This window comes from Streptomyces sp. NPDC054770, assembly GCF_053611985.1.
The window spans coordinates 21460-47034 of sequence record NZ_JBSHBL010000039.1 but is presented as its reverse complement, the minus strand read 5'-3'; the positions used below and the strand labels follow the sequence as shown (position 1 = coordinate 47034).

General features: G+C 72.0%; 23 protein-coding genes, 2 pseudogenes and 1 riboswitch. Of the genes and pseudogenes, 14 read left to right on the top strand and 11 right to left on the bottom strand.

Features of this window, described 5'->3' with window-relative positions; genetic code table 11:
- Positions 1–441: 441 nt before the first annotated feature.
- Positions 442–660, top strand: a complete 219-nt coding sequence (locus tag ACWGKQ_RS29670) for a hypothetical protein (RefSeq protein ID WP_453295058.1) — start codon at positions 442–444, stop codon at positions 658–660.
- Between the two features lie 556 nt (positions 661–1216).
- Here ACWGKQ_RS29670 and ACWGKQ_RS29665 read toward each other — a convergent pair.
- From ACWGKQ_RS29665 to ACWGKQ_RS29655, 3 genes and pseudogenes are all read right to left on the bottom strand, one after another.
- Complete coding sequence (locus ACWGKQ_RS29665; RefSeq protein WP_453295057.1) at positions 1217–1996, bottom strand: thioesterase II family protein; 780 nt, start codon at positions 1994–1996, stop codon at positions 1217–1219.
- Positions 1993–3005 (bottom strand): annotated as a pseudogene (locus ACWGKQ_RS29660) (ABC transporter ATP-binding protein); the annotation flags it as partial. The pseudogene ACWGKQ_RS29660 and the gene ACWGKQ_RS29665, both read right to left, overlap by 4 nt.
- A 111-nt stretch (positions 3006–3116) precedes the next feature.
- Positions 3117–3551: an RrF2 family transcriptional regulator gene (locus ACWGKQ_RS29655; RefSeq protein ID WP_453295056.1), complete on the bottom strand. Its 435-nt coding sequence runs from the start codon at positions 3549–3551 to the stop codon at positions 3117–3119.
- Between the two features lie 139 nt (positions 3552–3690).
- Here ACWGKQ_RS29655 and ACWGKQ_RS29650 point away from each other — a divergent pair, with 139 nt between their 5' ends.
- Both ACWGKQ_RS29650 and ACWGKQ_RS29645 read left to right on the top strand, forming a co-directional pair.
- Positions 3691–4197 (top strand): cupin domain-containing protein, encoded by a 507-nt coding sequence (locus ACWGKQ_RS29650; RefSeq protein WP_453295055.1) that lies wholly within the window; start codon positions 3691–3693, stop codon positions 4195–4197.
- Positions 4198–4272: 75 nt separating this feature from the next.
- Positions 4273–4737, top strand: a complete 465-nt coding sequence (locus tag ACWGKQ_RS29645) for a hypothetical protein (protein ID WP_453295054.1) — start codon at positions 4273–4275, stop codon at positions 4735–4737.
- A 183-nt stretch (positions 4738–4920) separates the two neighbouring features.
- Here ACWGKQ_RS29645 and ACWGKQ_RS29640 read toward each other — a convergent pair.
- The 6 genes and pseudogenes from ACWGKQ_RS29640 to ACWGKQ_RS29615 all read right to left on the bottom strand — a co-directional run.
- A pseudogene (locus tag ACWGKQ_RS29640) lies at positions 4921–5784 on the bottom strand (LLM class flavin-dependent oxidoreductase); the annotation flags it as partial.
- A gap of 13 nt (positions 5785–5797) precedes the next feature.
- The gene (locus ACWGKQ_RS29635; RefSeq protein WP_453295053.1) at positions 5798–7531 is read right to left on the bottom strand and encodes a dipeptide ABC transporter ATP-binding protein; all 1734 of its coding nucleotides are present in this window, start codon (positions 7529–7531) and stop codon (positions 5798–5800) included.
- The gene (locus ACWGKQ_RS29630) at positions 7528–8451 is read right to left on the bottom strand and encodes an ABC transporter permease (RefSeq protein ID WP_453295052.1); all 924 of its coding nucleotides are present in this window, start codon (positions 8449–8451) and stop codon (positions 7528–7530) included. Before ACWGKQ_RS29630 ends, ACWGKQ_RS29635 begins: the two co-directional genes overlap by 4 nt.
- Positions 8448–9407 carry an ABC transporter permease gene (locus ACWGKQ_RS29625; RefSeq protein ID WP_453295051.1) on the bottom strand — a complete coding sequence of 320 codons (960 nt, stop codon included), beginning with the start codon at positions 9405–9407 and terminating at the stop codon, positions 8448–8450. Before ACWGKQ_RS29625 ends, ACWGKQ_RS29630 begins: the two co-directional genes overlap by 4 nt.
- Positions 9408–9410: 3 nt before the next feature.
- Positions 9411–11030 carry an ABC transporter substrate-binding protein gene (locus ACWGKQ_RS29620; RefSeq protein WP_453295050.1) on the bottom strand — a complete coding sequence of 540 codons (1620 nt, stop codon included), beginning with the start codon at positions 11028–11030 and terminating at the stop codon, positions 9411–9413.
- Between the two features lie 233 nt (positions 11031–11263).
- Complete coding sequence (locus ACWGKQ_RS29615) at positions 11264–11380, bottom strand: putative leader peptide (RefSeq protein WP_453295049.1); 117 nt, start codon at positions 11378–11380, stop codon at positions 11264–11266.
- Positions 11381–11413: 33 nt separating this feature from the next.
- Positions 11414–11527: riboswitch (SAM riboswitch) on the bottom strand.
- 284 nt (positions 11528–11811) lie between these two features.
- On the opposite strand from ACWGKQ_RS29615, the gene ACWGKQ_RS29610 reads away from it, so the two are divergent.
- From ACWGKQ_RS29610 to ACWGKQ_RS29560, 11 genes are all read left to right on the top strand, one after another.
- Positions 11812–13290, top strand: coding sequence for an MFS transporter (locus tag ACWGKQ_RS29610; RefSeq protein ID WP_453295048.1), 1479 nt, complete (start codon positions 11812–11814; stop codon positions 13288–13290).
- 564 nt (positions 13291–13854) lie between these two features.
- Positions 13855–14664 (top strand): DUF427 domain-containing protein, encoded by an 810-nt coding sequence (locus ACWGKQ_RS29605; protein WP_453295112.1) that lies wholly within the window; start codon positions 13855–13857, stop codon positions 14662–14664.
- Positions 14665–15264: 600 nt separating this feature from the next.
- Entirely contained in the window at positions 15265–16161 is an 897-nt protein-coding gene (locus ACWGKQ_RS29600) for a TauD/TfdA dioxygenase family protein (RefSeq protein WP_453295047.1), read from the top strand.
- Positions 16158–17048, top strand: a complete 891-nt coding sequence (locus tag ACWGKQ_RS29595; protein ID WP_453295046.1) for an ABC transporter permease — start codon at positions 16158–16160, stop codon at positions 17046–17048. The genes ACWGKQ_RS29600 and ACWGKQ_RS29595 overlap by 4 nt, the downstream gene beginning before the upstream one ends.
- Positions 17045–17776: an ABC transporter ATP-binding protein gene (locus tag ACWGKQ_RS29590; RefSeq protein WP_453295045.1), complete on the top strand. Its 732-nt coding sequence runs from the start codon at positions 17045–17047 to the stop codon at positions 17774–17776. The genes ACWGKQ_RS29595 and ACWGKQ_RS29590 overlap by 4 nt, the downstream gene beginning before the upstream one ends.
- Before the next feature lie 101 nt (positions 17777–17877).
- Complete coding sequence (locus ACWGKQ_RS29585; RefSeq protein ID WP_453295044.1) at positions 17878–18933, top strand: ABC transporter substrate-binding protein; 1056 nt, start codon at positions 17878–17880, stop codon at positions 18931–18933.
- A complete protein-coding gene (locus ACWGKQ_RS29580; protein ID WP_453295043.1) occupies positions 18930–20285 on the top strand; it encodes an LLM class flavin-dependent oxidoreductase in 1356 nt (451 codons plus the stop codon). Before ACWGKQ_RS29585 ends, ACWGKQ_RS29580 begins: the two co-directional genes overlap by 4 nt.
- Entirely contained in the window at positions 20278–21024 is a 747-nt protein-coding gene (locus ACWGKQ_RS29575; RefSeq protein WP_453295042.1) for an ABC transporter ATP-binding protein, read from the top strand. Before ACWGKQ_RS29580 ends, ACWGKQ_RS29575 begins: the two co-directional genes overlap by 8 nt.
- Positions 21021–21839, top strand: a complete 819-nt coding sequence (locus tag ACWGKQ_RS29570) for an ABC transporter permease (protein WP_453295041.1) — start codon at positions 21021–21023, stop codon at positions 21837–21839. The genes ACWGKQ_RS29575 and ACWGKQ_RS29570 overlap by 4 nt, the downstream gene beginning before the upstream one ends.
- Positions 21840–21874: 35 nt before the next feature.
- The gene (locus tag ACWGKQ_RS29565; RefSeq protein ID WP_453295040.1) at positions 21875–23479 is read left to right on the top strand and encodes an FAD-dependent oxidoreductase; all 1605 of its coding nucleotides are present in this window, start codon (positions 21875–21877) and stop codon (positions 23477–23479) included.
- Positions 23476–23808, top strand: coding sequence for a 4Fe-4S binding protein (locus tag ACWGKQ_RS29560; protein ID WP_453295039.1), 333 nt, complete (start codon positions 23476–23478; stop codon positions 23806–23808). The genes ACWGKQ_RS29565 and ACWGKQ_RS29560 overlap by 4 nt, the downstream gene beginning before the upstream one ends.
- Positions 23809–23843: 35 nt before the next feature.
- Here ACWGKQ_RS29560 and ACWGKQ_RS29555 read toward each other — a convergent pair whose 3' ends face one another.
- Together ACWGKQ_RS29555 and ACWGKQ_RS29550 are read right to left on the bottom strand one after the other, a co-directional pair.
- On the bottom strand, positions 23844–24215 hold the full coding sequence (locus tag ACWGKQ_RS29555) for a MerR family transcriptional regulator (protein ID WP_453295038.1): 372 nt from the start codon (positions 24213–24215) through the stop codon (positions 23844–23846).
- A gap of 49 nt (positions 24216–24264) precedes the next feature.
- On the bottom strand, positions 24265–25299 hold the full coding sequence (locus tag ACWGKQ_RS29550) for an MDR family NADP-dependent oxidoreductase (RefSeq protein WP_453295037.1): 1035 nt from the start codon (positions 25297–25299) through the stop codon (positions 24265–24267).
- Positions 25300–25575 lie beyond the last annotated feature (276 nt).

Genomic DNA, 25575 nt, shown 5'->3' with positions numbered 1-25575 from the left:
CGATCGCCGAGTCGGACTCGCCGGACCGTGTGCAGCAGCCGGGCCGCGGTGCGGTGCAGCTCCGCCCGCTCGGCGGCCGGTATGCCGGCCAGCACGGCCGCGCGGGCGGCCGGATGCCGGAAGCGCCCGCCGTCCAGGACGCCGAACACGTCCATCGCGGCCAGCGTCCCGTCGACGGCTGCCCGCGGCCGGCCCAGCGGCTGGGCCAGCCGGTGGTGCGAGCCCGAGGCCTCCAGCACCGCGAGCGCGCGGGCGGTGTCCCGGCAGCCCTCTCCGGCGCGGCGGACGCAGGCGTCCGCCGCCCGGCCGTACTCCTCGCCCGCGACCGGTTCCGAGAGGTCGGGCCGGGCCCCGGCCGGGCGGCGGGCGGCGTGCTCGTGATGGTCCTCCGCGAGCGCCCGCAGCAGCAGGGGATTGCCGCCGCTCAGCCGGTGCCACGCCATGGCCGCGGTGCCGCTCGCGGGGGCCGGTCCGATCAGCTGCGTCAGCAGTTCCCGGGTGCCCGCGGGGGACAGCGGCGGCACCCGGAGCTGGGTGAAGTGCCGTTGCCGGACCAGGGACGTGCGCCAGGACAGCTCCCTGGTCGTCGACCCGGACACGGTGTCCCGCTCGGCCACCACGAGCAGCAGCCGGTCGGTGCGCAGCAGGCGCCCGACATAGGTCAGGGTGTCCAGGGACGCCGCGTCGGCGAAGTGCAGATCGTCGACGAGCACCACCACCGGCCGGCGCAACGACAGGCCGCGCAGCAGCTGCCACTGGGTCTGGCAGACCTGCGCGGGGGTGGGACCGTGGGTCTGGAGGTCGGCGTCGCACGGCGCGATCGCGGTCGTCTCGGCGCGCAGGCGCAGCGCCCGCTCCCGGTCGGCGGGCGAGAAGTGCTGGTGGCGGAAGAGCTGGCCGACCACCCCCAGCGCGACCTGCTGTTCCGAGCACCGGGCCGTCGCGTGCAGCACCACGGCACCGGCCGCGTCCGCGTTTCACCGAGGACGTGCAGGAGCTCCGTCTTGCCGCCGGCGACCGGCCCGCTGACCGCGGCCACGCCGCCTCTGCCCGCCAGACAGCCGGCCAGCATCTCTCGCAGTCGCGTCACCTGGCTCTCACGTTCCAGTAGGACCACAGCAGGCTCCACATCTCCCACGTCGCGGTGGCGTTGTCTGTGCCGGGGACGTCAACGCCGTCGGTGACATCCATGGAGGTCGGGGCGGCGGCCCGGACGTCAGGCCGGTCCGGGGGCGGCCGGGGCGGGCGGGAACAGCCGGGCCAGGATCGACTCGGCGATCCGCTCCTGGTGTTCGAGGAGGAAGAAGTGCCCGCCGCCGAAGGCCAGCACCTCGGTGCGACCGGTGGTGTGCCGTTCCCAGGCCTGTGCCTCCGCCGCCGTCACCTTGGCGTCGGCACGGCCGGTCAGGACGGTGACCGGGGCCGTGAGCGGCGGGCCCGCCCGGTGCTGGTAGCGCTCTATGGCCCGGTAGTCGCCGCGCAGCGCCGGCAGGAACATCGCGGCCAGCTCGGGGTCGTCGAGCAGCGCGGCCGGGGTGCCGCCCTGGCGGACGATCTCCGCGACCAGCTCCCGGTCGCCGGCGAGATGGAGCTGCTCGGCGGGACGCACGGTGGACGGCGCCCGCCGCCCGGAGGCGAAGAGGGCGACCGGCCCGGAGCCCGTCGTACGCTCCAGCAGCCGGGCCGTCTCGTAGGCGACCACGGCCCCCATGCTGTGACCGAAGAACGCGGTCGGCGCATCCCAGGAGGGCGCCAGCACACCGGCGATCGTCGCGGCCACGCTCTCGATGCCGGCGATCTGCGGCTCCGCCAGGCGTTCCTGCCGCCCCGGATACTGCACGGCCCGTACCTCCACCCGCGGGTGCAGCAGTGCCGAGAGCCCGAAGTAGAACCCGGCCGACCCGCCGGCGTGCGGGAAGCACACCAGCCGGACAGCCGCCTCCGGGGCGGGATGGAAACGCCGGATCCACAGCTCGGTGTCGAGGTCGGTCGTCATGCCCGTGATCCCTGTCCTTCCTGGTCGCGGTCCGGCCGCTGCAGCGCGGCCGGCAGTTCCCGCGTGTACGGATGGGACGGACGGCCGAAGATCCGCTCCACCGGCCCGGTCTCGACGAGCCGTCCGTCCTTCATCACCGTCACCCGGTCACTGACATGGTGGACGACGCCGAGGTCGTGCGAGATGAACAGCAGGGCGACGCCCAGTTCGCGCCGGAGTTCGGCCAGCAGGTCGAGCACCTGGGCCTGGACCGACACGTCCAGCGCGGACACGGGTTCGTCGCAGACGATCAGCCGGGGCCGGGTGGCCAGGGCCCGGGCGGTCGCGACGCGCTGCCGCTGCCCGCCGTCTCCCCGACGGCGCGCCGCACACTGTGCCGGGGGTCGAAGGAACCGAGCGGGTCCTGGTGTACGACCTGGCGGCGCGGCCGCTGGGCCCGGCGCGCCCGCTCGGGCAGCCCGCTGCGGGCCTTGCCGTCGAACCGCACGGTCCCCTCGTCGGGTTCCACCAGGCCCAGCACGATCCGCGCCGTGGGCGTCTTGCCCGACCCGGACTCGCCGACCAGGCCGAACGTCTCGCCGGCCGCGATCCGGAACGACACCCCGCTCACCGCCGTACGGGAGCCGCCGCCCGGCGCCCGGAACCGCTTGGAGGTCTCCCGGACCTCCAGCAGCGGCTGTTCGCGGGAGACTTCGCGGCCCCGGTCGACCGCGGCGGGGCCCGTCCGGCGCACGGCCGGTGTCGGCAGCGGGGTGCCGGGGTGCCAGCACAGCGTCAGACGCCCGTCCGCACCGGCCGTGGGCTCCGGCAGGGCGGTACGGCAGCGGGTGTCCGTCGCCGCGCACCGGGCCGTGTACGCCGCGATCCGGTCGGCGAGCCGGCTCACCACGGCCAGGTCGTGGCTGATCAGCAGCAGGGCCGTACCGTCGGCGACCAGACCGCCCAGCGGGTCGGGGATCTGCGCCTGCGCGGTCACGTCCAGGGCGGTCGTCGGCTCGTCGGCCACCAGCGGACCCGCCGTCCAGCGCGGTTCCCAGCGCACGGAAGACGGGCTCCGATCCCCACGCCCAGGGGCACAACGGGTCGGTGTACTCGACGACTTCGAAGCCGGAGTCGCCCGTCACGCGGCGCCCTTGACCTGCGCCCGCCCGGCGGTCTCCGGCAGCAGCAGACCGGCGATGGTCACCCCGGCCAGCACGGCCGTGGCCTCCTCCTCGATCCGTCGCCACACCTCCGGCAGGCCGGCGGCGGGCCCCGGGTAGTCCAGCCCGGCCAGCGCCTCCCCGCGCAGGGTGATCACCTCGCCGTCGACCGCCCGGGCGACGTCCAGCAGGGTGATCTCGGCGGCGGGGCGGCCCAGCCAGTACCCGCCCTCGCAGCCGCGCTGACTGCGGACGAGACCGGCCCGGCGCAACTCGCCCACCACGGACTTGAGGAACCGGAACGGGATGTCCTGCGACGACGCGACCGCCTCACAGGTCAACGGGCGGTCCGGCTGTCGGGCGAGCTCCAGCAGAGCGCGGGCGGCGTAGTCCGCCTTCGCGGAGATGTACATACGTCCATCATGCCGGACCCGGGTCGCCGCACGGAGGTTCTCGTCGCGCCAGGTCCGTTCATTGCGGCAACGTTGCCGCAGGTGAAGCCCAAAGGACACCTCTTGACATCCTTTCCGGGGCGGTCCTAGCGTCCCCGCCATGAGCGAGTCGCTGACGAACCCCGGTGAAGGCTTCCACCCCCATCTCCACGACACCCCGGACCGCCCGGCGACGCCCCTGCGCACCCGGCTGCACCACATCCGCGCCGACGCCCTGGACGGCGACACCGCACAGTCCGGCGGCATGCGGCGGTTCGCCGCCGTCAGCGGACGGACCGTCGGCTCCGAGAAGCTCTGGATGGGCCAGACCCATGTCGCCCCCGCGACCGCCAGCTCCGACCACCACCACGGCGAGTCCGAGACCGCGATCTACGTGGTGAGCGGGCACCCCGAGTTCGTCTTCCTGGACGACACGGGCGAGCAGCCCGAGGAGGTACGGCTGCGCACCTCGCCCGGCGACTACATCTTCGTACCCCCGTTCGTCCCGCACCGCGAGGAGAACCCGGACCCCGCCGAGGAGGCCGTGGTCGTCATCGCCCGCAGCACCCAGGAAGCGATCGTGGTCAACCTGCCTGGTTTGTATGCCCTTCCGGCCGACAGCGTGTGACACCCTGGAAGGGCGCTTCTCCCTGGGCGGGTCCCGGAAGAGGAGAACCCACGGACGGACCTCGCGGAGTCCTAGATGCCGATCGCTGCGTTGCCGTACCTCGATGAACACGCGACGGTCGTCGCGGCGGGGACCGCCGACGTCTGGCGCGGTCTGGCCGAGACCCTGGACCGCTCGTTCGCGGGCCCTGCATGGGCCCGTTACACGAGACTGGTGGGCTGCGCCGACCGCACGGCGTCCGGGCCGCGGCCCCTCGCCGAAGGCTCGACGCTCACCGGCTGGCGGGTGGTCACCGCGCTCCCGGAGCGGGAACTGACCCTCCGGGGCCGCCACCGGTTCTCGTCCTACGCCCTGGTCTTCCGCCTCGAAGACATCGGCCCGGGACGAACACGGCTACGCGCGGAAAGCCGGGCGGCCTTCCCCGGCCTGGCCGGTGGCCTCTACCGACGGCTCGTCATCGGGACGGGCGGACACGTGGTCGGCATGCGGCGCCTCCTCTCGGCGGTGCGCCGCCGGTCCGAGCAGTCGCCCGGGCACTGAGCCGTCCCGGGCCGCCGCCCCCTGAACCGCCGGAACGACCGGCCGCCAGCCCAACTCGGGTGCGACGAGGTGCCGTACGTCGTGCAGGATCTGCTCGTACTCCTCCCGGTGGAACTCGTACGGCAACTCCAGGCGCAGTTCGGAGACTCCGGCGAGCACCGGGTCGGCTGTCAGCTGTTCCAGGATCTGCTCGGCGGTGCCCACCACGTCCGGGGCGAACAGGATGCGCTTCGGGCCCTGGGGCGCGAGGGTGCGCTCGTGGCGGCTCGCCGCGTAGGCCCGGTAGCGGGCGCGGGTGGCCGCGTCGGCGCTGTCCAGGGGCACGATCACCCGGCCCAGGGCCACGCGTGCCGTACGGTCCTCGGGGAGTGCGCGGCGGTACGCGGACAGGAGACCCAGCTGGGCCGTGGTGAAGTCGTCGCTGTCCTCACCGGTGACGATGTTGCCGGACAGCAGACCTAGACCCTGCCCGGCGGCCCAGCGGACCGAGCGCAGGCTTCCGCCGCCGTACCAGATACGGCGTGCAAGGCCGGGGTTGTGCGGTTGCAGCCGGGGACGCTGCACGTTGCCCGGCGAGTGGATGACCGTGTCCGGGCCGCCGAGGTAGTCGCCGCGCAGGTTCTCGACGACCCGGGCGATCCTGCCGTACGACAGGTCGAAGCCGCGCCAGTCGCCGTCGTACACGAGGTCGCCGAGCAGGTCGGCGTGCGGCATGCCGGTGCTGAAACCGATCTGGAGCCGGCCCCGGGACAGCACGTCGGCCAGCGCCAGGTCCTCGGCGAGCCGGAACGGGCTCTCGTAACCGATGGGGATGACCGCGGTACCGAGCTCGATCCGCTCGGTGCGCTGGCCGGCCGCGGCGAGGAACACGGCGGCCGAGCCGACCCCGTGTTCGAGGTGGCGCTGCCGGATCCAGGCGCCGTCGTAGCCGAGCCGCTCGCCGTACTCGAACAGCCGGAGGGTCTCCTCCAGGCCCGGGTAGGGGTCGTCGTCCGCGAAGTTGCCGGGGGTCAGGAAGGCCAGTGAGGTGATGCGCGGAGTGCTCATGGGTCGCCTGTCCTCAGCTCGTGGTGGTCTCGGCGGCGGGGGCGGGGACACGCCCGCCCGGGATCGCCGCCAGCAGCTCGCGGGTGTACTCGTGACGGGGTTCGGAGAAGAGGTCCTCGGGCGGCCCCGTCTCGACGACCCGTCCGCCCCGCATGACGGCGACCTGGTGCGCGATCTGCCGTACGACGGCCAGGTCATGGGAGATGAACAGGTACGCCACCCCGGTGTCCGCCTGCAACTCGGCGAGCAGGCCGAGCACTTGGGCCTGGACCGACACATCGAGCGCGGAGACGGGCTCGTCGCACACCACGAGGTCGGGGGAGAGGGCGAGGGCACGCGCGATGGCCACCCGCTGGCGCTGTCCGCCGGACAGCTCCGCCGGGCGGCGTTCCAGGGTCGCGGCGGGCAGCGCGACCCGGTCGAGGAGTTCGCGGGCGCGGTCGAGCCGGGAGGCGCGGTCGCCGACCCTGAACGCCCGCAGCGGCTCGGTGATCACCTCGCCGACGGAGAAGCGCGGGTCCAGTGAGGCGTACGGGTTCTGGTAGACCAGCTGGGCACGCCGGCGCAGCTGCCTCACCTCGGCGCCCCTGGCGGTGGTGACGTCGGTGCCGTCGAACAGGACGTGTCCCGAGGTCGCGTCGGCCAGGCGGAGCAGCAGGCGGGCGGTGGTGGACTTGCCCGAGCCCGACTCCCCGACCAGGGCGAGGGTCTGCCCGCGCCGCAGGCTGAGACTGACGTCGTCGACCGCGCGCAGGGTCCGGGCCCCGCCGCCGGCCCGCGGCAGCCTGAACTCCTTGACCAGGTTGCGCGCTTCGACCAGGGGAGCCGTCGGGCCGGCCGGCCCGGCGGAGACCGGGGTGGCGGAGACCGGGGTACGGGGGCGGGCCGTGGCCAGGCTCGGGGCGCTGGCCAACAGCCGCCGGGTGTACTCGTGTCGGGGATCGGCCAGCACGGTACGGGTCTCGCCCGCCTCGACGACCTTGCCCTGTTCCATGACCACCAGGCGCTGCGCCCGGTCGGCGGCCACCCCGAGGTCGTGGGTGACGAGCAGGATCGCGGTGCCCGACTCCTCGGTGAGGTGCTGGAGATGGTCGAGGATGACCCGCTGCACGGTGACGTCGAGGGCGCTGGTCGGCTCGTCGGCGATGATCAGCTCGGGCTTCGCGGCGATCGCGACGGCGATCAGGGCCCGCTGCCGCATACCGCCGGACAGCTCGTGCGGGTACTGCCGGGCCCGGACGGCCGCGTCGGGCAGTCCGGCCCGGTCGAGGACGGCGACCGCCTCGGCCGCCGCCGTACGCCGGGTCGCCAGGCCGTGGATGCGCAGCACCTCGGCGACCTGCTCGCCGATCCGCTTGACCGGGTTGAGCGACACCGTCGGATCCTGCGGCACCAGCCCGATCCGCGCGCCGCGCACGGTACGCAGCTCCGCCTCGGAGAGGGTGGCCAGATCGTGCCGGCCGAAGCGGACCGTGCCCGCGTCGATGGTCCCGTTCGCCGCCAGCAGCCGGGTGACGGCGTGTGCGGTGGTGCTCTTGCCGGAGCCGGACTCGCCGACCACGGCGGTCACCTGCCCGGGCCATACGTCGAGGTCCACGCCCCGTACGGCCGACACCGTGCCGCCCCGGGTGCGGTACGACACGGACAGGCCGCGGATCTCCAGGAGTGGTGTGGTCACGTTCTCACCGTTCTCGCGTGCGTCGCGTTTCCCGCGTGCGTCACCGGTCTCATGCGCGTCGTCGGTCATCGCTGCCGCGCCCATTCGCCGTCCAGCGCCCGCGCGACGCGGTTGGCGGCCAGTACGGTCGCGGCGATCGCCAGTCCGGGCAGTGCGGTCAGCCACCAGGCGTTGGCCAGGTAGTTGCGGCCGTCGGAGATCAGCGTGCCCCACTCCGGGGCGGGCGGCGGTGCGCCGTAGCCGAGGAAGCTCAGCGCCGACACGGCCAGGATCGAGGAGCCGAAGTCCAGGGTGGCCAGCACGATCACCGGCCCCGCGGCGTTGGGCAGGACGTGCCGGCCGAGCACCGAGTACCAGCGGGCCCCGCAGGAGCGGGACGCCTCGACGAACACCGCCTGCCGCACCCGCAGCACCTCGGCCCGCGCCACCCGGGCGAAGGAGGCGACGCTGGCGATGCCGACCGCGACGGCCACCTTCACCGTCCCGTACCCGAGCGCGGTGACCAGGGCCAGCGACAGGAACAGCGCGGGGATGGACAGCAGCACGTCGACGAAGCGCATCAGCACGTCGTCCACCCAGCGGCCCACGAACCCGGCGACCACGCCGAGCAGACCGCCGACCACGAACGCGACCAGGACCGCGATCAGCGTGGCCTTGAGGGAGAGCTGGGCGCCGTGGACCACGCGGGAGAAGACATCGCGGCCCAGTTCGTCGGTGCCGAACCAGTGACTGCCGCTCGGGCCGCGGAAGTTCTGGGAGGGCACCCCCTTCAGCGGATCCTGCGAGGTGAACAGATCCGGCCAGAAGGCGGCCAGCACCACCAGCACGATGACGGCGGCGGACAGCAGCAGACCGGGGCGGCGCAGCAGGAAGCGGAGCACCCGGCGGATCCCGGCGGGGCGGCCGGGTTCCGCGGGCGTTCCGTCCCCGACCGGCCGGGCGAGGCCGAGGGCGGCCTCGGCCTGGTCGTCGACAAGGCTCTGACTCATGCGAGGCTCGCCCTTCTCTCCGAGGCCACCACGATCCGCGGGTCCAGCAGCGGATAGACCAGGTCGACGAGCAGGTTCGTCGCCACGAAGATCAGCGCGCCGAACACCACCACCCCCTGGACCAGCGGGATGTCCTGGGTGGTGACCGCCTCCGCGGTCACCCGGCCCAGACCGTCGCGGGAGAACACCGTCTCCACCACCACCGAACCGGCGATCAGCTGCCCGACCAGCAGGCCGACGACCGTCAGCGCGGGCAGCGAGGCGTTCCGCAGCGCGTGCCGCAGATGCACCCGCCACCGGCCGGCGCCCTTGGCCCGCGCGGTCTCCACATAGGCCTGGTCCAGCGCGGTCAGCAGGCTCTTGGCCAGCACCTGGGCGACCTGCGCGCCGGTCGGCACCGCCAGTGTCAGGGCCGGCAGCACCAGGCCGCGCAGCCCGTCGTTGCCGAACGCCGGGAACCAGTGCAGCTTGAACGAGAACGCCTCGACCAGCAGCAGTCCCACCCAGAACGTCGGGACCGACACCCCCAACGGGGGCAGCGACAGCAGCAGTTGCCGCAGCCACCGCCGCGAGGTGTACGTCGCCGCCACCGCGAGCCCGCCGCCGAGGAGCACCGCCAGCAGCAGCGCCGCACCGGTCAGCTGGAGTGTCTGCGGCAGCGCGTCGGCCAGCGTGGCGGTCACCGGGCGGCCCGTGGAGACGGCGTCGCCGAAGTCCCCGCGCACCGCCCGGCCCAGATACTCGGCGTACTGGACCAGCACCGGCTTGTCGAAGCCGTACTCGTGCCGCAGCCTGGCGAGTTGGGCCGGATCCGTCTGACCCGAGTCCATTCCGGCCCCGGCCATCGCGGAGACCGGGTCACCGGGCAGGAAGTCCAGGACCAGGAACGACACGGTGTAGGCCGCCCACAGCACTCCGACCGCCTGCGCCAGCCTTTTGATCACATAGCGGCGCATCCGCTAGCCGATCCAGGTGTCGTGCAGCTGGACGCGGCTGCCGGAGTCGAATGTCAGGTCGTGCACCTTGTTCGAGACGCCGAGCTGGGTCTGGAGCTCCACCACCGGCACGTTGTACGCGTTCCGCACGATCAACCGCTGTGCCTCGGCGACCAGTTGTCTGCGCTTCGCGGTGTCCGGGGTCGCGGCCTGCGCGGCAAGGGCCGTGTCCAGCGAACTGGCGGGAAAGCGGTAGAAGTTGGCCAGCCGGGTGGAGAAGGAGCTGCGCAGGATGTCCGGGTCGGCGCGGGTCGCGTTCCCCCACACCACGTCGAAGTCACCCGACTGGAGCGTGGTGGCGAACTGGGTGACCGGGAGCTGCTTGAGCACCACGTCGATCCCGACGGCCTTGAGCTGCTGCTGGACCAGCTCCAGCGCGGGCTGGTTGGTGGCCGCGTTGGGGAACCAGGTGATGGTCAGGCTCAGCTTCTTGCCGGCTTTGGTGCGGATGCCGTCGCCGCTCGCCTGCCAACCGGCCTCGTCCAGCAGGGACTTGGCCTTGGCCGCGTCGAAGGCGAGGTCAGTGGAGAGGTCGGTGTAGTCGGGCGTGGTGTGCGCCAGGACGCTGGTCGCCGGCTGGGTGCCGGTGGGGAAGACGGTGTCGGCGATCTGCTTGCGGTCGACGGCGGCCAGGATCGCCTGGCGCACCTTCGCGTCCTTCAGCAGGGGCCGCGAGTTGTTCAGCCCCAGACCGAACACCACACCGGGGTTGGCCCGGTTCTGCAGGGCGACCTGGCCGCCCTTGAGCGCCGCCTCGTTGGCCTTGCCGACGCTGCTGATCACGTCCACCTGCCCGGACTGGAGGCTGCCGGCCCGCACCCCGGCCTCGGGCACGACCTTGAACACCAGCTTGTCCAGGTAGGCCTCGCCCTTCTTCGACCACAGCGAGGAGCCCCAGTCGTATCCGGTGCGCTTGTCCAGGGTGATCGACTGGTTCTGCACGTACTGCTTGAGCACGAACGGCCCGGACCCGACCACCCCGTCGCTGCACTTCTGCTGCGGGGTCTTCTTGACGCTCGCCGAGGACTCGATGCCCAGCGAGTGGGTCGAAGTCGCCTGCAGGAACTGGGCGTTGGGCTGCTTGAAGGTCACCTTGACGGTGAGCGGGTCGACCACGGTGGTGCTCTTGACGCCGCTCAGATAGCCCTCGGCGAGGGTGCCCAGGGCGCCGAGGTTCGGCACCGCGTCGAAGTTGTCCTTGACCACCTGCGCGGTCAGCTTCGACCCGTCGCTGAAGGTGACCCCCGGGCGCAGGTGGAAAGTGAACGTCGTCGCGTCGGCGCTGATGTCCCAGCTCTTGGCGAGCCACGGCACGATCTTGCCGGTCTTCGGGTCCTGGTCGGTCAGGGAGTCCACGATCTGGCGCACCGAGTAGATGGTCTCGTTGCTGGCGACCTGCTGCGGATCCACGCAGCCGGAGTCGGAGCCCACCGCGAAGGTCAGGGTGCCGCCGGACTTCGCCGGGCCGCTTTTGCCGCCGGAGCCGTCGTCGCCCGAACCGCACGCGGTCAGCAGGACGCTGGTGGTCAGGAGCGCGGCCAGGGGCGCCCATCGGGAGGGTCTGAAATCCGGGAGTGCAGTCACGGAGGGAGTTCTCCTACTCGTGTCACCCGGCACGGGGTGCCGGGCTACGGGGCAGCGAGGCACGGCCGTGCAGGGGCGTGCGGCCCCGGCCGGATCGGAACCGGCCGGGGTGGCGCTGTGCAGAGACAAGGGGGTGGCAGGCAGACGGCACCGGGAACCGGTGGCGCGGGGGAAGGGCGGCGCGAAGGGGCCGTGGCCGGTGACAGGGGGTCAACCGGCGGCAGCCGGGCCGGTCAGACCCGACAGAGGCAGCTGGTCGAGCGCTTCAGATCGATGTGGCGCCGACGCGAGAGCCGGGAGTACGCCGAGGCGTCGGCGAGGGAGACAGCCGGATCGTCGCTGTGCCGCATACCGGTCCTCCCTTCTCCGGCCCCGGTCACGGGGCCACGCGCTTGCGGGAGTCGTCGCTGACCCCGCCGGGCTTTCACCTGGAGCACCCCACCGCGTGGGAGGGTTGCCGGTCAACGAGCCAGGGCTTGACGCTGACACTCAATGCCGTTGGCGATCGTACGGACCGGTTTTGTCGTACGTCAATGCCGGGACGCATGGTGGACGCACCTTGTGCCGTGTGCTTTGATCCGGCCATGGAGACCGCAGGTCAGGCACGCACCGTGCGGCTGGACCCGTTCTGGGCGGGCCGCCGCGCCGATCAGTTCGACCAGACCTGTCGCTGACCACTCGCGCTCCCTTCACCCTTCTCCAGCCGCGCACACGCCGTCGCCGTGCGGCCGTTCCCGCCCCTGTGCGTCCCAACTCGTCGTGACTTGCCGGAAAGAGAGGCATGGCCGTCAACAGCACCGCTCCGACAGGGGCGTTCGCCGCGCTGCGGGTCCGTGACTACCGGATCTACTGGAGCACCGGCCTGGTGTCCAACATCGGCAGCGCCATGCAGGGCGTCGCGCTGGACTGGTTCGTCCTGACGCTCACCCACAGCGGAACCGCGCTCGGCTGGGTCGCCGGGCTGCAGTTCGCCCCCGTGCTGCTGTTCGGCCTGTGGGGTGGGGTCCTTGCCGACCGCCACGACCGCCGGACCCTGCTGCTGTGGACGCAGACGCTGTACGCGGGCCAGGCACTGCTCCTGACGGTCATCGTGTTCTCCGGCCATGCCGCGCTGTGGCTGCTGTACGTCCTGTCCTTCGGACTGGGCTGCGTGTTCACGGTGGAGAACCCGGCACGCCTGTCCTTCGTCACCGAGCTGGTCGGACGGGCACTGATCCCGAAGGCCGCGGGTCTGAACATCCTGTCCCTGAACGCCGCCCGCCTGATCGGTCCGGCGATCGCCGGTGTGCTGATCGGGGCGATCGGCACCGGCTGGGTCTTCGCCCTCAACGCGGTGTCCTTCACCGTCGTCCTCGCGGGTCTGCTTTCGATCCGGCCACGGGCGCGGGCGGCCCGGGAGACGCGCGCCGTCTCCCGGCCGCCGTGGACCGGGGCGGGCGCGGAGGGGCTGCGCTATGTGGCGGCCCGGCCCGAACTCGTCGGCGTGTTCACCGTCTTCGGCCTGACCGCCACCTTCGCGGTCAACTTCCCCACCACGCTGACCCTGTTCGCCGGGCGCGTCTTCGACGTCGGTTCCCGGGGACTCGGTCTCATGAACACCGCACTGGCCGTCGGCACCGTCGCCGGGACGGTCGCCGCGACCCGCGGTGTCTCGCCCCGGGTACGGACGGTCGTGGCCGGCGCGCTGCTGTTCGGCGGCTTCGAGGCACTGGCGGCGGTCATGCCCACGTACCCCGCCTTCCTCGCCCTGCTGCTGCCCGCCGGCTTCACGCTGATGACGCTGAACACGGCGGTGAGCGCCTTCGTCCAGTCGGAGGTGAGTGACGCCATGCGGGGCCGGGTGATGGCGGTCTACACGGTGATCTCCATGGGCGGCAGTCCGGTCGGTGCCCCCGTCATCGGCTGGGTCTCCCAGCACGCGGGGGTGCGCTGGGGGCTGGCCGTGGGCGCGGCCACCGCCGTGCTGGCCGCGCTCGGCGTGACGCTGTGGCTGACGCGGAGATCACGCTCGACGCCGGCCCCGGCTGCGTCTGCCGCGTCGCCCGTGGCGGCCGCGTCGGTCGTACCGCCCGTGTCGGTCGTACCGCCCGTGTCGGTCGTACCGCCCGTGTCGGTCGTACCGCCCGTGTCGACCCTGCCTCCCGTACCGCCCGGCTTCCGGTCCGCGTCGACGTCCGCGGCGGCGCCGGCCGGCTGCCCGCCCGCCACCGATCACCAGCCGTCACGCGAACCGTCCACCGACGGAAGGCCCCATGACTGACCGTCACACCAGGACGCGTTCGTGGACGTCGCCCGCCGCGTCCTCGGCCTGTACGCACGCGTGCTGGACGTGCCCGCGGAGACCTTCCCGCTCGGCGACGACGTCTACACGACAACGGTCGTCAACAACTACCCCAAGTGGCCGTACGACGGCGTCTCCGACGACGAGAAGCTTCTCCTCCTGGAACACGCCGACAGCTCCGCGCTCACCGTGCTCCACCAGGAGGGCGACTACGCGGGCCTGCAGAGCCGGCGTCCCGACGGTACCCCGGACGGCAGGCTGCGCCCCGGACGGCACCGCGTGGTGACCGGCGGCACGGTGACACGCCGTTCCTCCGCGGTGTTCGTCCACCCGGGCCTGGACACGGTGCTGGAACACCTGCCGGCCTCCGCCGACCCGGATGGCGCTCCGACTTCGAACCCGTGTCGGTGTGGGAGCGTGCCAGTGGCAACGTCGAGGAGTACCTGCGGGTCTTCGGGCGCCCCGAGCAGCTCGCGGCCCGGCGGGAGAACCGCCCCTACGTCGCCGAAGTCACCGCGTGAACCAGCCGAAGGAGAGCCGCCCATGACCACGTTCCCCACCGCACAGGCCGTGCGGACCACCCCGGAGGGGCTCCTGTGGGAGCCGAGCGAGCGCTGGGTGCGCGGCCGCAAGGGTGACGTCACGGTCGTCGACAGCCACCACCCCGTCCTCGTCTGGGAGCCGGGTGTTCCCGTACCGCTGTACGCGTTCCCCCGCGCGGAGGTACGCGAGGAACTCCTGCGGCCCGCGAAGAACCCGCCGACCGGTACCCACACCGGCTCGCGGATCTTCTACGACGTCGAGGTCGACGGCGAGCTGCTGGAGAACGCCGCCTGGACCTTCCCGGCCGCCGACCTGGCCGACCACATCGCCTTCGAGTGGTTCCGGCGCGTCGGACGGGGCCTGGACCATTGGTACGAGGAGGAGGAAGAGATCTTCGTCCACCCCCGTGACCCGCACAAGCGGGTGGACGCCATCCCCAGCAGCCGCCACCTCGTGGTCGAGATCGACGGCACGGTCGTCGCGGACACCCGCCGGCCGGTCCTGCTCTTCGAGACCGGGCTGCCCACCCGCTACTACATCCCGCGCGAGGACGTCCGCCTCGACCTGCTCGAAGCCGCCGACCATCACACCGGCTGCCCCTACAAGGGCACCGCCGAGTACTGGTCGTGGCGCGGAGAGGCCGACGTCCCGCCCAACATCGTCTGGAGCTACCCGGACCCGCTGCCCGCGGTCGGCGCCGTCCAGGGGCTCCTCGCCTTCTACAACGAGGCCGTCGACATCACCCTCGACGGCGAACGCCTTCAGCGCCCGGTCACCCACTTCAGCAGCGCGCTCACGGGGCAACGGTGAGGCCGTGCCGGCGGCGGTCCTGATCACGGGCACGGCGTCCGGGATCGGGGAGGCGGCACGGCGGAAGCAAGCCGATCGGCGCGAGCTACGAGTTCCGGTGTTTCGGCAATGTGAGACCTGGCCGGAATTCATTGACCGGTGGGGTGGGCGTCTGCTCAACTCACTTTCCATGACACCGCGCATGGATCTGACCCGGAGGCGCCACATCGACCTGGCGCACGTCTCCAGCGCGTTCTGTTGTCGTTGATCCGGTAGGCGTCTCGCCGATCCGCCCAAGCGGCTCTCGGCAGCGACTGCTGTGCGCCGAAGGCGTACTTCCGGAAGGGGCGGGGCGAAGCCTCGGCCGCAGCGGTGTCCTCCCCGAGGAACCGCGGCATCCGCCGCACGGCCGCCCTCGCCCCGCTCCTGCTGTCCTCATGTGCCGTCAGCTGCGGGTGAGGACCTCCCGTACCAGTGGCACGGGCTGGGCGGGACTTCCCCGAGGCACCTCGAACCGTGCCCCCGTCTGACCTTCGTCCGGCACTTCATCGCCGTTGGTCACCCGTTCACCCCGACTCCCAGCAACCGGCAGTGCGCCCCATCCTGGAGAGGGACCTCCTCATGCCTCCGACCATCCGCAAGCTCACGGGCCGCATCGGCGCGCTCGTCGACGGCGTCGACCTCGCCGCGCCCCCCGATCCCTCGACCGTCACGGCGCTCCGTCATGCCCTCAACGAGCAGAAGGCGATCGTGTTCGACGGCGTGGACCTCGACAACGCCGGTCAGGAGAGGGTGGCCGGCTGGTTCGGCGACCTGACGACCGCCCACCCGAACGTGCCGGCCACCGACGGGACGACGAACGTGCTCGCCGTCGACAGCGAGACGTCGAAGGCGAACGAATGGCACACGGACGTCACCTTCGTGCTCAACCCGCCGCAGCTCACGACGCTCCGGTCCGTCGTGACCACGCCCTACGGCGGCGAGACGCTCATCGCGAACTCCGCCGCGGCCTACCGCGACCTGCCCGAACCGCTGCGCGCCCTCGCCGACTCGCTGCGGGTCGTGCACACCAACCAGTACGACTACGCGCGCCCCGCCGCCACGACCGCCGAACGGCAGGAGTACGACCGGGTCTTCGTCTCGACGCCGTACGAGACGGAGCACCCTCTCGTGCGCGTGCATCCGCTGACGGGCGAACGAGGCCTGTTCATCGGCGGGTTCGCCAAGCGCATCGCCGGCCTGTCGAACAGTGACTCGGCCGATCTGCTGCGCATCTTCCAGTCGTACGTGACCCGCCCCGAGAACATCCTGCGCTGGACCTGGGGCCCAGGCCAGTTGCTGATCTTCGACAACAGGATCACCCAGCACTACGGGGTCGACAACTACGACGACCACCCGCGCCGCCTCAACCGGGTGACGGTCGCCGGAGACGTGCCGGTCGGCGTCGACGGCCGGCGCAGCGAGCAACTCGTCGGCGACGCCTCGCACTACAGCAAGGTGCTGGAGGTGGCGGCATGACCGAGGTCGGTCTCAAGGCGCCGGCCGTCGTCCCGGCGGTCGCCGAGTCGACGAACGCGTCCGGACGCGAGGTGTTCCTGCCGGGCGACGCCCGCCGCCGGACCCCACTGCGCACGCTGCGCGAGCGGCTGCGCTGGCCGCTGGGCATCTACACCACTCCGGTCGTGGTCCTCCTCGCCTGGGAGATCCTCGCCAGGGCCGGAGTGCTGCAGAAGACGTATGCTCCGGCGCCGACCTCCATCGTCAGGTCCGCCGTCGACCTGTGGCAACAGGGCGTGCTCGGACCCGACTTGGCCATCTCGCTGCAGCGCGCCGGCATCGGCCTGGCCATCGGACTGACGGTGGGCATCGGCAGCGGGGTACTGGGCGGGCTGCTGCGCAGCGGCGAGTACCTGTTCAACGGCGTCGTGCAGATCCTGAACACGATCCCGCTGCTGGCGGTGCTGCCGCTGATGATCGTGTGGTTCGGCATCGACGAGCTCACGAAGGTGCTGCTGATCTCCTTCGGTGCCGGTGTCCCGATGTACGTCAACCTCTTCGCGGCGATCCGCGGTGTCGACCAGCGACTCATCGAGATGGCGCGGACGACGGGAGCGGGCACCTGGCGGCTGGTGACACGGGTGCTGGTCCCCGGCGCCCTGCCGGGATTCCTGGTGGGCCTCCGGTTCTCGCTCGCCTACAGCGTCCTGGGCCTGGTCGCGGCCGAGACGGTCAACGCCGACAAGGGCCTCGGGTTCCTCATCACGCAAGGGCAGACGTACCTGCAGACCGACCAGGTCTTCGTGGGGCTGGTGATCTACTCGCTGCTCGGTCTGCTCGCCGACCAGTTCGTCCGGGTTCTCGAGCGGGTGCTGCTGCGGTGGCGTCCCAGTTATGAGGCGTCATGAGCACCACCGCCCAGACACGGCTCCGGCAGCAGTCCGGCGCCGTCGTGGAGAAGGTCGTCCGGCGGTTCGGCGACCGGGTCGTCCTGGACCAGCTGGACCTCACCATCGCCGACGAGGAGCTGGTCGTCCTGCTGGGCCCCTCCGGCTGCGGCAAGAGCACCCTCCTGCGCCTGCTCGCCGGTCTCGACCGGCCCGACGGCGGGCGGGTGGAGGTCCCGGCCAGGCGCGCGATCGTCTTCCAGGCCGACCGGCTGCTGCCGTGGCAGCGGGTACTGCGCAACGTCACCCTCGGCCTGCACGGGCCAGACGCCGACCAGCGGGCCCTCGACGTGCTCGCCGAGGTCGGACTCGCGGGCCGCGAGAAGGCATGGCCCAAGGAGCTCTCCGGTGGCGAGGCCCAACGGGTCTCCCTGGCAAGGGCGTTGGTCTCGGAGCCGGAACTCGTGCTGCTCGACGAGCCGTTCGCGGCACTCGACGCGATCACCCGGCTGCGCATGCACGACCTCGTGCGGGCGCTGCGCAGCAAGCACCACGCGGCCATGCTGCTCGTCACCCACGACGTCGACGAGGCGATCGCGCTGGCCGACCGCGTCGTCGTCATGAGCAACGGGCGCATCGGCACCTCGCACCTGGTCGAGCTGTCCGCCGCGGACCGCGAGGCGAGTGTCGCCCGTGAGGAACTCCGGTCCGCGCTCCTGGAAGACCTCGGTCTCGCCAACCAGCACTGAATCCCGCTGAATCCCACCGGATCCCGCCGATCCGACCGCATCCAAGCGAGTCATCCACCCCCGCTTGCTCCCGTCCCCTGCACAGAAAGCACGTGAGATCCATGCCCACAAGATCCTCCCGTATCGTCGGAGCCCTCGGCCTGCTCGCCCTCGCGGGCCCCCTCGCCGCCTGCGGATCGGAGTCGGAGGCGGCGGCACCGCTGAGCAACGTGAGCGGATCGAGCGCCGACAGCCATCCCGAGTGGAAGAAGTACACGTTCACCATCGGGGACAACGGCGGCGACGGCAGCCAGGAGCTGGCGAAGATCACCGGCGTCTTCGACAACGCGCCGTACAAGGTGAAGTTCGCCCGCTTCACCTACGGCCCGCCGCTCGTCCAGGCCGCCGCGTCGGGCGACATCGACCTGGGCAGCGTCGGCGACGTGCCGCCGATCACCGGCGCCGCGAAGGAGTACGGCTTCAAGGTCGTCGCCGTCAACCGTTCCCTGAGGCCCGACCAGGCGAACGAGAACATCATCGTGCCGAAGGGCTCGACCCTGAAGACGCTCGCGGACCTCAAGGGCAAGAAACTCGCCGTCCCGCAGGGCAGTTCGGCCCACGGCCTGGCCCTGAACGCGCTGAGCAGCGCCGGTCTCGGCCCCAAGGACGTGAAGCTGGTCTTCCTGGATCCGGCGGCCGGTGCCACCGCGTTCAACACCGGCAAGGTGGACGCCTGGTCCATCTGGAACCCGCAGTCGGCCATCGCGGTCAAGAACGGTGCGCGGATCCTGGCGAAGGGCCTCCCGCCCATCGACCAGACGAGCAGTTACTACGTCGCGAGCGAGAAGTCGCTGAACGACAGGACGAAGCGGGCGGCCCTCACGGACGTCCTCAAGCGACTGGCCCACGAGTTCGCCTGGGCCATCAAGCACGAGGACAGGTACGCGGAGGCGATATCCAAGGAGGAAGGCATCCCCCTGGACGACGCGAAGGCCTCCCTGAAGACCTTCGAGACCCGGGTCACCCCGGTCGAGAAGTCGGACATCGCGGCGGAACAGAAGCTCGCCGACGCCTTCCTGGACGCGGGCCAGATCACCAAGACGGTCGACGTCGGGTCGATCACCGACAACCTCCTCCCGGCCGGGTACGACAGCTCGAAGCTGGAGGTCACGTCATGAGCCTCGTGAACCCCGTGCGCGAGAGACCACGCCGGCTCCACCTCAACGCCTTCCTCATGGAGGCCGGCCACCACGAGGCCGCCTGGCGGCTCCCGCACAGCGACCCGCGGGCGGACTTCGACCTGCGGCACTGGATCGAACTGGCCCGGCTGGCCGAAAGCGCCAAGTTCGACTCGCTGTTCCTCGCCGACGGCCCGGCCCTGAACGGCACCGGCGAGTTCCGGCCGCCGGGCCAGCTCGAACCACTGACGCTGCTGACCGTCCTGTCCCAGGCGACCAGCAGGATCGGCCTCATCGCGACCGTGTCGTCGACGTACAACGAGCCCTACAACCTCGCCCGTCGCCTCGCCTCGGTCGACCACGTCAGCGGCGGCCGGGCCGGCTGGAACATCGTCACCTCGGCGGGCGCCGACGAGGCGGCCAACTTCGGCCTCGTCAACCGTCCCGACCATGCCCTGCGCTACGCCAGGGCCGACGAGTTCCTCCAGGTCGCCAAGGCGCTCTGGGACAGCTGGGAGTCCGAGGCCGTCGTGGCGGACAAGGCCACGGGGCGCTACGCGGACCCGGCGCGGCTGCACAGGCTCGACCACCGGGGTACGCACTTCTCGGTGGCCGGTCCGCTCAACGTCGAGCGCCCGCCGCAGGGTTACCCGCTGCTCGTCCAGGCCGGCTCCTCCGAGGACGGCAAGGACTTCGCGGCCCGGCACGCCGAGGCGATCTTCACCGCGCACCGGACGTACGAGCGCGCGGCCGCCTTCTACGCCGACATCAAGGCCAGGACCCGCGCCGCGGGACGTGACCCGGACGGCGTGATCGTGCTGCCGGGCATCGTCCCGTACATCGGGTCGACCGTGGCGGAGGCCCGGGCGCTGGCGAAGGAGTTCGACGACCTGCGAGTACCCGAGTACGGGCTGCGTCAGCTGGCATCGATCTTCGAGACCGAACCGTCGGCGTTCGAACTCGACGCCCCGCTGCCGGACTTCGTCCTCGCCCGGCCGAAGCTGGAGGGCTCGCAGAGCCGCTCCGACCTCATCATCGAGCTCGCCGTGCGCGAGAAGCTGACGGTCCGGCAGATCATCTCGCGACTCGGCGGCGGCCGCGGCCACTTCGAGTTCATCGGCACGCCCGAGCAGGTGGCGGACACGATCATCGCGTGGTTCGAGGGCGGTGCCGCCGACGGATTCAACATCATGGCGCCGGCCCTGCCGTCCGGCCTGGCGGCCTTCGTCGAGCACGTGCTGCCCATCCTGCGCGGCAAGGGCCTGTTCCGGGAGGAGTACGAGGGCACGACGCTGCGCGAGCACTACGGACTGCCGGTACCGGCCAACCAGTTCCACCGCTCCGATGGCTGACACCGGGCCTCCCGCCCTGCGCGTGAAGGGGCTCAGCAAGACGTACGAGGACGGCTTCACCGCGGTGGCCGGGCTGGACCTGGAGATCCCCGACGGGGCCTTCTTCGGTCTGCTCGGCCCGAACGGCGCCGGCAAGACCACGCTGATCGGCTCGGTGTGCAACATCGTCCGTCCCACCACCGGCACGCTCACCGTCTTCGGTCACGACCACCGGACGCGCGAGGCCCGGCGGCTGCTCGGTCTTGCCGAGCAGGAGATCAACGTCGACCGGTTCCTGTCGATCCGTCAGATGCTGATCTACCACGCCGGATACCACGGCATCGGCCGGCGGGCGGCGGTTCGGCGCGCGGACGAACTGCTCGCGGTGTTCCGTCTCGACGGCAAGGCCGACGCCCGCGCCTACGAGCTCTCCGGCGGCATGCAGCGCCGGCTCGTCATCGCGCGGGCGCTCATGCACCGCCCCCGGCTGCTCATCCTCGACGAGCCGACGGCCGGTGTCGACGTGGAGCTGCGCTCGGAGATCTGGCGGCTGGTCAAGGGCCTGAACGCGGCCGGCACCACCGTCCTGTTGACCACGCACTACCTGGAGGAGGCGGAGACGTTGTGCGACGAGATCGCCCTGCTGCGGGCCGGCCGGATCGTCGACCGCGGCTCCGCGGCGTCCCTGCGCAGCCGTTACGCGGCGCGGGACATCTCGGAGGTCTACGACCGGGTGATCACGGGGGAGGGGGCGGCGTGACCGGAACCCCGGCGGACGCGGCTGCCCTCCCGTCGTACGACCAGCCCTTCAAGCCCGAACGGTCCCCGTTCCTGTGGCTGTTGGAGCGGGAGATCCTGCGCTTCCTGACCATCTGGCGCTACAGCGTCGTCGGCCCGGTGCTGTCGACCGTGCTGTTCGTCGTCGTCTTCGGCTCCGCCCTCGGCGGCCACGTCGACACGATCGACGGTGTCTCCTACGGCCGTTTCATCGTGCCCGGTCTCCTCGCGCAGGCGATCGTCAACGTCGGCTTCTTCAACGGGACGACGAGCCTGTTCGAGGCCCGGCGCGACCGGTACATCCACGACGTGTTCGCCAGCCCGCTGCGTTGGTGGGAGATCAACGCGGCACTGGTGAGCGGCGGCATCGCCCGAGGCGCCGTCGTGGGCGGGGGAGTTCTGGCCGTGGCCCTCCCGCTCACTGGGAGCGGCAGCGTCGCCCGCCCCTTCGTCCTGCTCTTCGGCACTCTCGGCGTGCTCCTGGTCGCCGCGCAGGTGGGCGTGATCGCGGGCAGCCTCGCCAAGTCCCTCGACCACGTCTACTCCATCGAGTCGATCGTCCTGCTGCCGCTGGGCTTCCTCGGCGGCGTCTTCTACTCGGTCCGCCGGCTCCCGCCGGTCTGGGACGTCCTGAGCCACCTCGACCCGGTCTTCTGGCTGGTCCAGGTGGAGCGGATCGGCTTCCTCGGCCGGGGCGACGTCGGCGCGGGCTGGGCCCTGCTCGTGGTCTGGGCCCTCGCCGCCGTGCTCTCGGTGTGGTCCGCCGCCATGTTCGCCACGGGCCGCCTCAAGCCCTGATCCCCTGATCCCCGGCGCGGGAAGGAACGCATGCCATGACGAGCACCGATTCCGAACAGACCCTCCGTACCGACGTGTTGGTGGTCGGCGGCGGCCCCGCCGGCACCTGGGCGGCGATCAAGGCCGCCGAGGCCGGCGCCGACGTCGTCCTGGCCGACAAGGGCTACACGGGTGCGAGCGGAGCGACCGCGTCGGTCGGCACCGGCATCTGGTACGTCGACGACGTCCCCGAACTGCGCGAGGCCGCCATGGCGAGCCGGGAGGGCCTCGGGGGCCACCTCGCCGACCGGGACTGGATGGCCCGGGTCCTCGACGAGACCCACGCCCGCATGGACGAGCTCGCCCGGGTGCAGCGCTACCCCTTCCCCGTGGACGCTCACGGCCGTCAGATCCGCAGCGACCTCCAAGGCCCGGAGTACATGCGCCGGCAGCGGACCCGCGTACAGCGCCTGGGCGTACGCATCCTCGACCACACACCCGTGCTGGAGCTGCTGGTCGATTCCGACTCGGTCGTGTCGGGTGCACGGGCGGTGGACCGTACGACCGGTGAGACCGTCCGCATCGAGGCGGCCGCGGTGGTGCTCGCCGCCGGCGGGTGCGCCTTCCAGTCCAAGACCCTCGGCTGTGACGTCAACACCGGGGACGGCGCACTGCTGGCCGTGGAGGCGGGAGCACAGCTGTCCGGGATGGAGTTCTCCAACGCCTACGCCATCGCCCCCAAGGGCACGTCACTGACCAAGACGGCCTACTACTCCTGGGCGAGCTTCTACCGCGCCGACGGTTCGGTGCTCGAAGGCGCGGCCAGCAAGGGCGGCAGGTCGGCGATCGCGCGGGCGCTTCTCAAGGAGCCGGTGTACGCCCGCTTCGACCGGGCGACGCCCGACGACCGGCGAGCCATGCGCAAGGGGCAGCCGAACACCTTCCTGGTCTTCGACCGGCTGGGCATCGACCCGTTCACCGACCTCTTCGAGATCACCCTGCTGGCCGAGGGCACCGTACGGGGGACCGGCGGGGTACGCATCGCCGGCGCCGACTGCTCGACCGACGTGCCAGGCCTCTACGCGGCCGGCGACACCGCGACACGCGAGCTGATCTGCGGTGGCTTTACCGGGGGCGGCAGCCACAACGCCGCGTGGGCCGCCTCCTCGGGCAGCTGGGCGGGCCGGGGCGCCGCCGCGTTCGCCACCCGCCGGGGTCGTCCCGGCCGCGGGCTGCGGGCGGTCGGCACGGCCGGTCTGCGGCCGACCGGTGCCGTGCCGGTCGGCCACCGCGAGGTCGTCGCCGACGTACAGCGCCAGGTGCTGCCGTACGACCGCAACTACCTGCGGCACGCGGACCGTCTGGGACCGGCCCTGCGTTCCCTGCACGGAACGTGGTCCGCGGTGCGCGAAGGTCTGGGCGCCCGTGGCGAGGACCTGTTCCGGGCCAGGGAAGCGGCCGCGATGGTGGCGCACGGCCGCTGGATGTACCACGCGGCCCTGCAGCGGACCGAGTCGCGCGGCATGCACAAGCGCATCGACCGGCCGGGTCAGGACCCCGCCCAGCACTACCGGCTGCTCACGGGCGGGCTCGACGAGGTCTGGAGCCGTCCGGAGTCCGCGCCCCGGGCGGCGGCCGTCGCAGGAGGCCGAGCCGCATGATCGAGATCGTCGAACCGGACCGCTGCATCGGATGCGACCTGTGCATCGACGTCTGCCCGACGCGTGTCTTCGACCGCGGTCCGGACGGCGTCCCCGTGATCGCCAGACAGGACAGCTGCCAGACCTGCTTCCAGTGCGAGGCGTACTGCCCCACCGACGCCCTGTTCGTCGCACCGCTGGTGAGCGCGGTCGCTCCCGGTTCGCGTTTCCGCGACGTGGCCGAGCTGGAGCAGTCCGGCCTGCTCGGCGGATACCGACGCGAACTCGGCTGGGGCAAGGGCAGGGCGCTCGGCGCCCGTACGGCGGTCGGGCCCCTGTACCCCGACTGAGAACCGGCGCCGACCCCGCCGACGATGACGTGTCGTCACGGCTGACCGAAGGTGCGCTGGGCCAGTCCTTCGCGCAGCCGGGTCAGCCGGTCGATCTCGGCGTCCAGGGCCGCGAGCCTGCGGGCGATCACCCCGAAGCCGGGTCGGTCGCTGTCGGGGTGCCCGCATCGCCCCGGAGGGAGCTCGCCGAGCAGCGCGAGCCGGTCGGCGAGACTGCGCAGGTCCTGGACGGTGAGACCGAGCGCCAGCAGTTCACGGATGACACGGACTCTGGCCACCTCGTCCGGTCCGTACTCGCGTTGCCCGGAGGCCGTGCGCCGCGGTGGTGGCAGCAGCCCCCGTTCCTCGTAGAACCGCAGTGCCCGCGGGGTCGTCCCCGCCGCTGCCGCCGCATCCCCGATCCGCATGTCCTCCCCCGAGCCTCAGCCTCCGTCGCCGCGACCGCGCGCCGACGTGTCACCGCGGCGGCAACTCCACGACGACGGTTCCCAAGTGCCGCCCCTCGAACAGTTCCTGCAACGCCCGAGGGGCCCGATCCATGCCCAGGATCCGTACGTGAGGGAAGGTGATCTCGCCGGAGCGCAGCCAGTCCCCGAAGCGCCTGGTCCACTCCGCCCCGACGTCGGGATGGTCCTGTCCGCTGTAGCCGTGCAGCGAGATGCCCTGGCAGACGAGGCGGAAGGTGTCGATCTCCGCGGGCGAACTGCCACCGCCGCGGCTCGGCGACAACTGTCCTGACAGCGCGCCCACCAGGGCGAAGCGGGCGCCCCGGCGCGCGGCGCGTACGGCCGCGGTCAGCTGCTCACCGCCGACGTTGTCCAGGAGCACGTCGATCCCGTCCGGTGCCGCCACGGCCAGTTGGTCGTCGACGGGCCCGGTCCCGGGCACCACGACCGCGTCGTAGCCCAGTTCGGCCCGCAGCCGCTCGGCCTTGGCCGGCGACCGGGTGCTCCCGATGATCCTCCCGGCGCCCAGCAGCCGGGCGATCTGGCCCGCCAGCGTGCCCACGGCTCCGGCCGCTCCGGTGACGAACACCGTGTCGCCGGGGCGGACTTCGGTGAGCCGGGTCAACGCCCCGTAGGCGGCCGATCCGGACGAGAGGTGGGCCACCGGGTCGGGCAGGAGGTCGCCGAGCGGAGTGCAGTCCGTCGCCGCGACGAGTGCGTACTCGCGCCACCCGAGCAGATGCGTGACCGTGTCCCCCGGACGCAACGGACTGCCGGGGCCGGCCGCGACGACCTCACCCACCGCGGGACCGTACAGCGTGTCTCCGGGGTGGATGCGGGGGAGCGGCATGCCGTCGGCCTCGTCGCCGATCAGCGTGCGCAGTCCGGGAAAGACGAGGAAGTACTGGTTCCGGACCAGGACCTGCCCCGGCCCGGGGTGGGGGACCGGCCTTGGCGTGATCGTGAGGTGTTCGGGCCCGGGCAGCCCGCCGGGTGTGCCGGCCAGCAGGATCTCGCGGGATGTGGAGGGCAGGTCGACGGCCATGTCGGGGCTCCTGAACGGGTGCGGGGGTGTGCGAGGGCTGGGGCAGCCGGATTCGGCCGGGCTGCCGGAGCGCAGAAGCTAACCCCTGACGCGCACGTCAAGGGCAAGTCGGCCCTGATGCCTTCGACGGCATCACGGAGCAACTCCGCTACAGCCGAGACGGCCCGGCTGCGCATGCTGGAGCACCACGCACACGACCGGGACACGCGCATCCGGCAGGAGGTGCGCCGGGACACCGGCGGCGGGTCGCCGACGGCTGAGGGCGGCCCGGGCTTC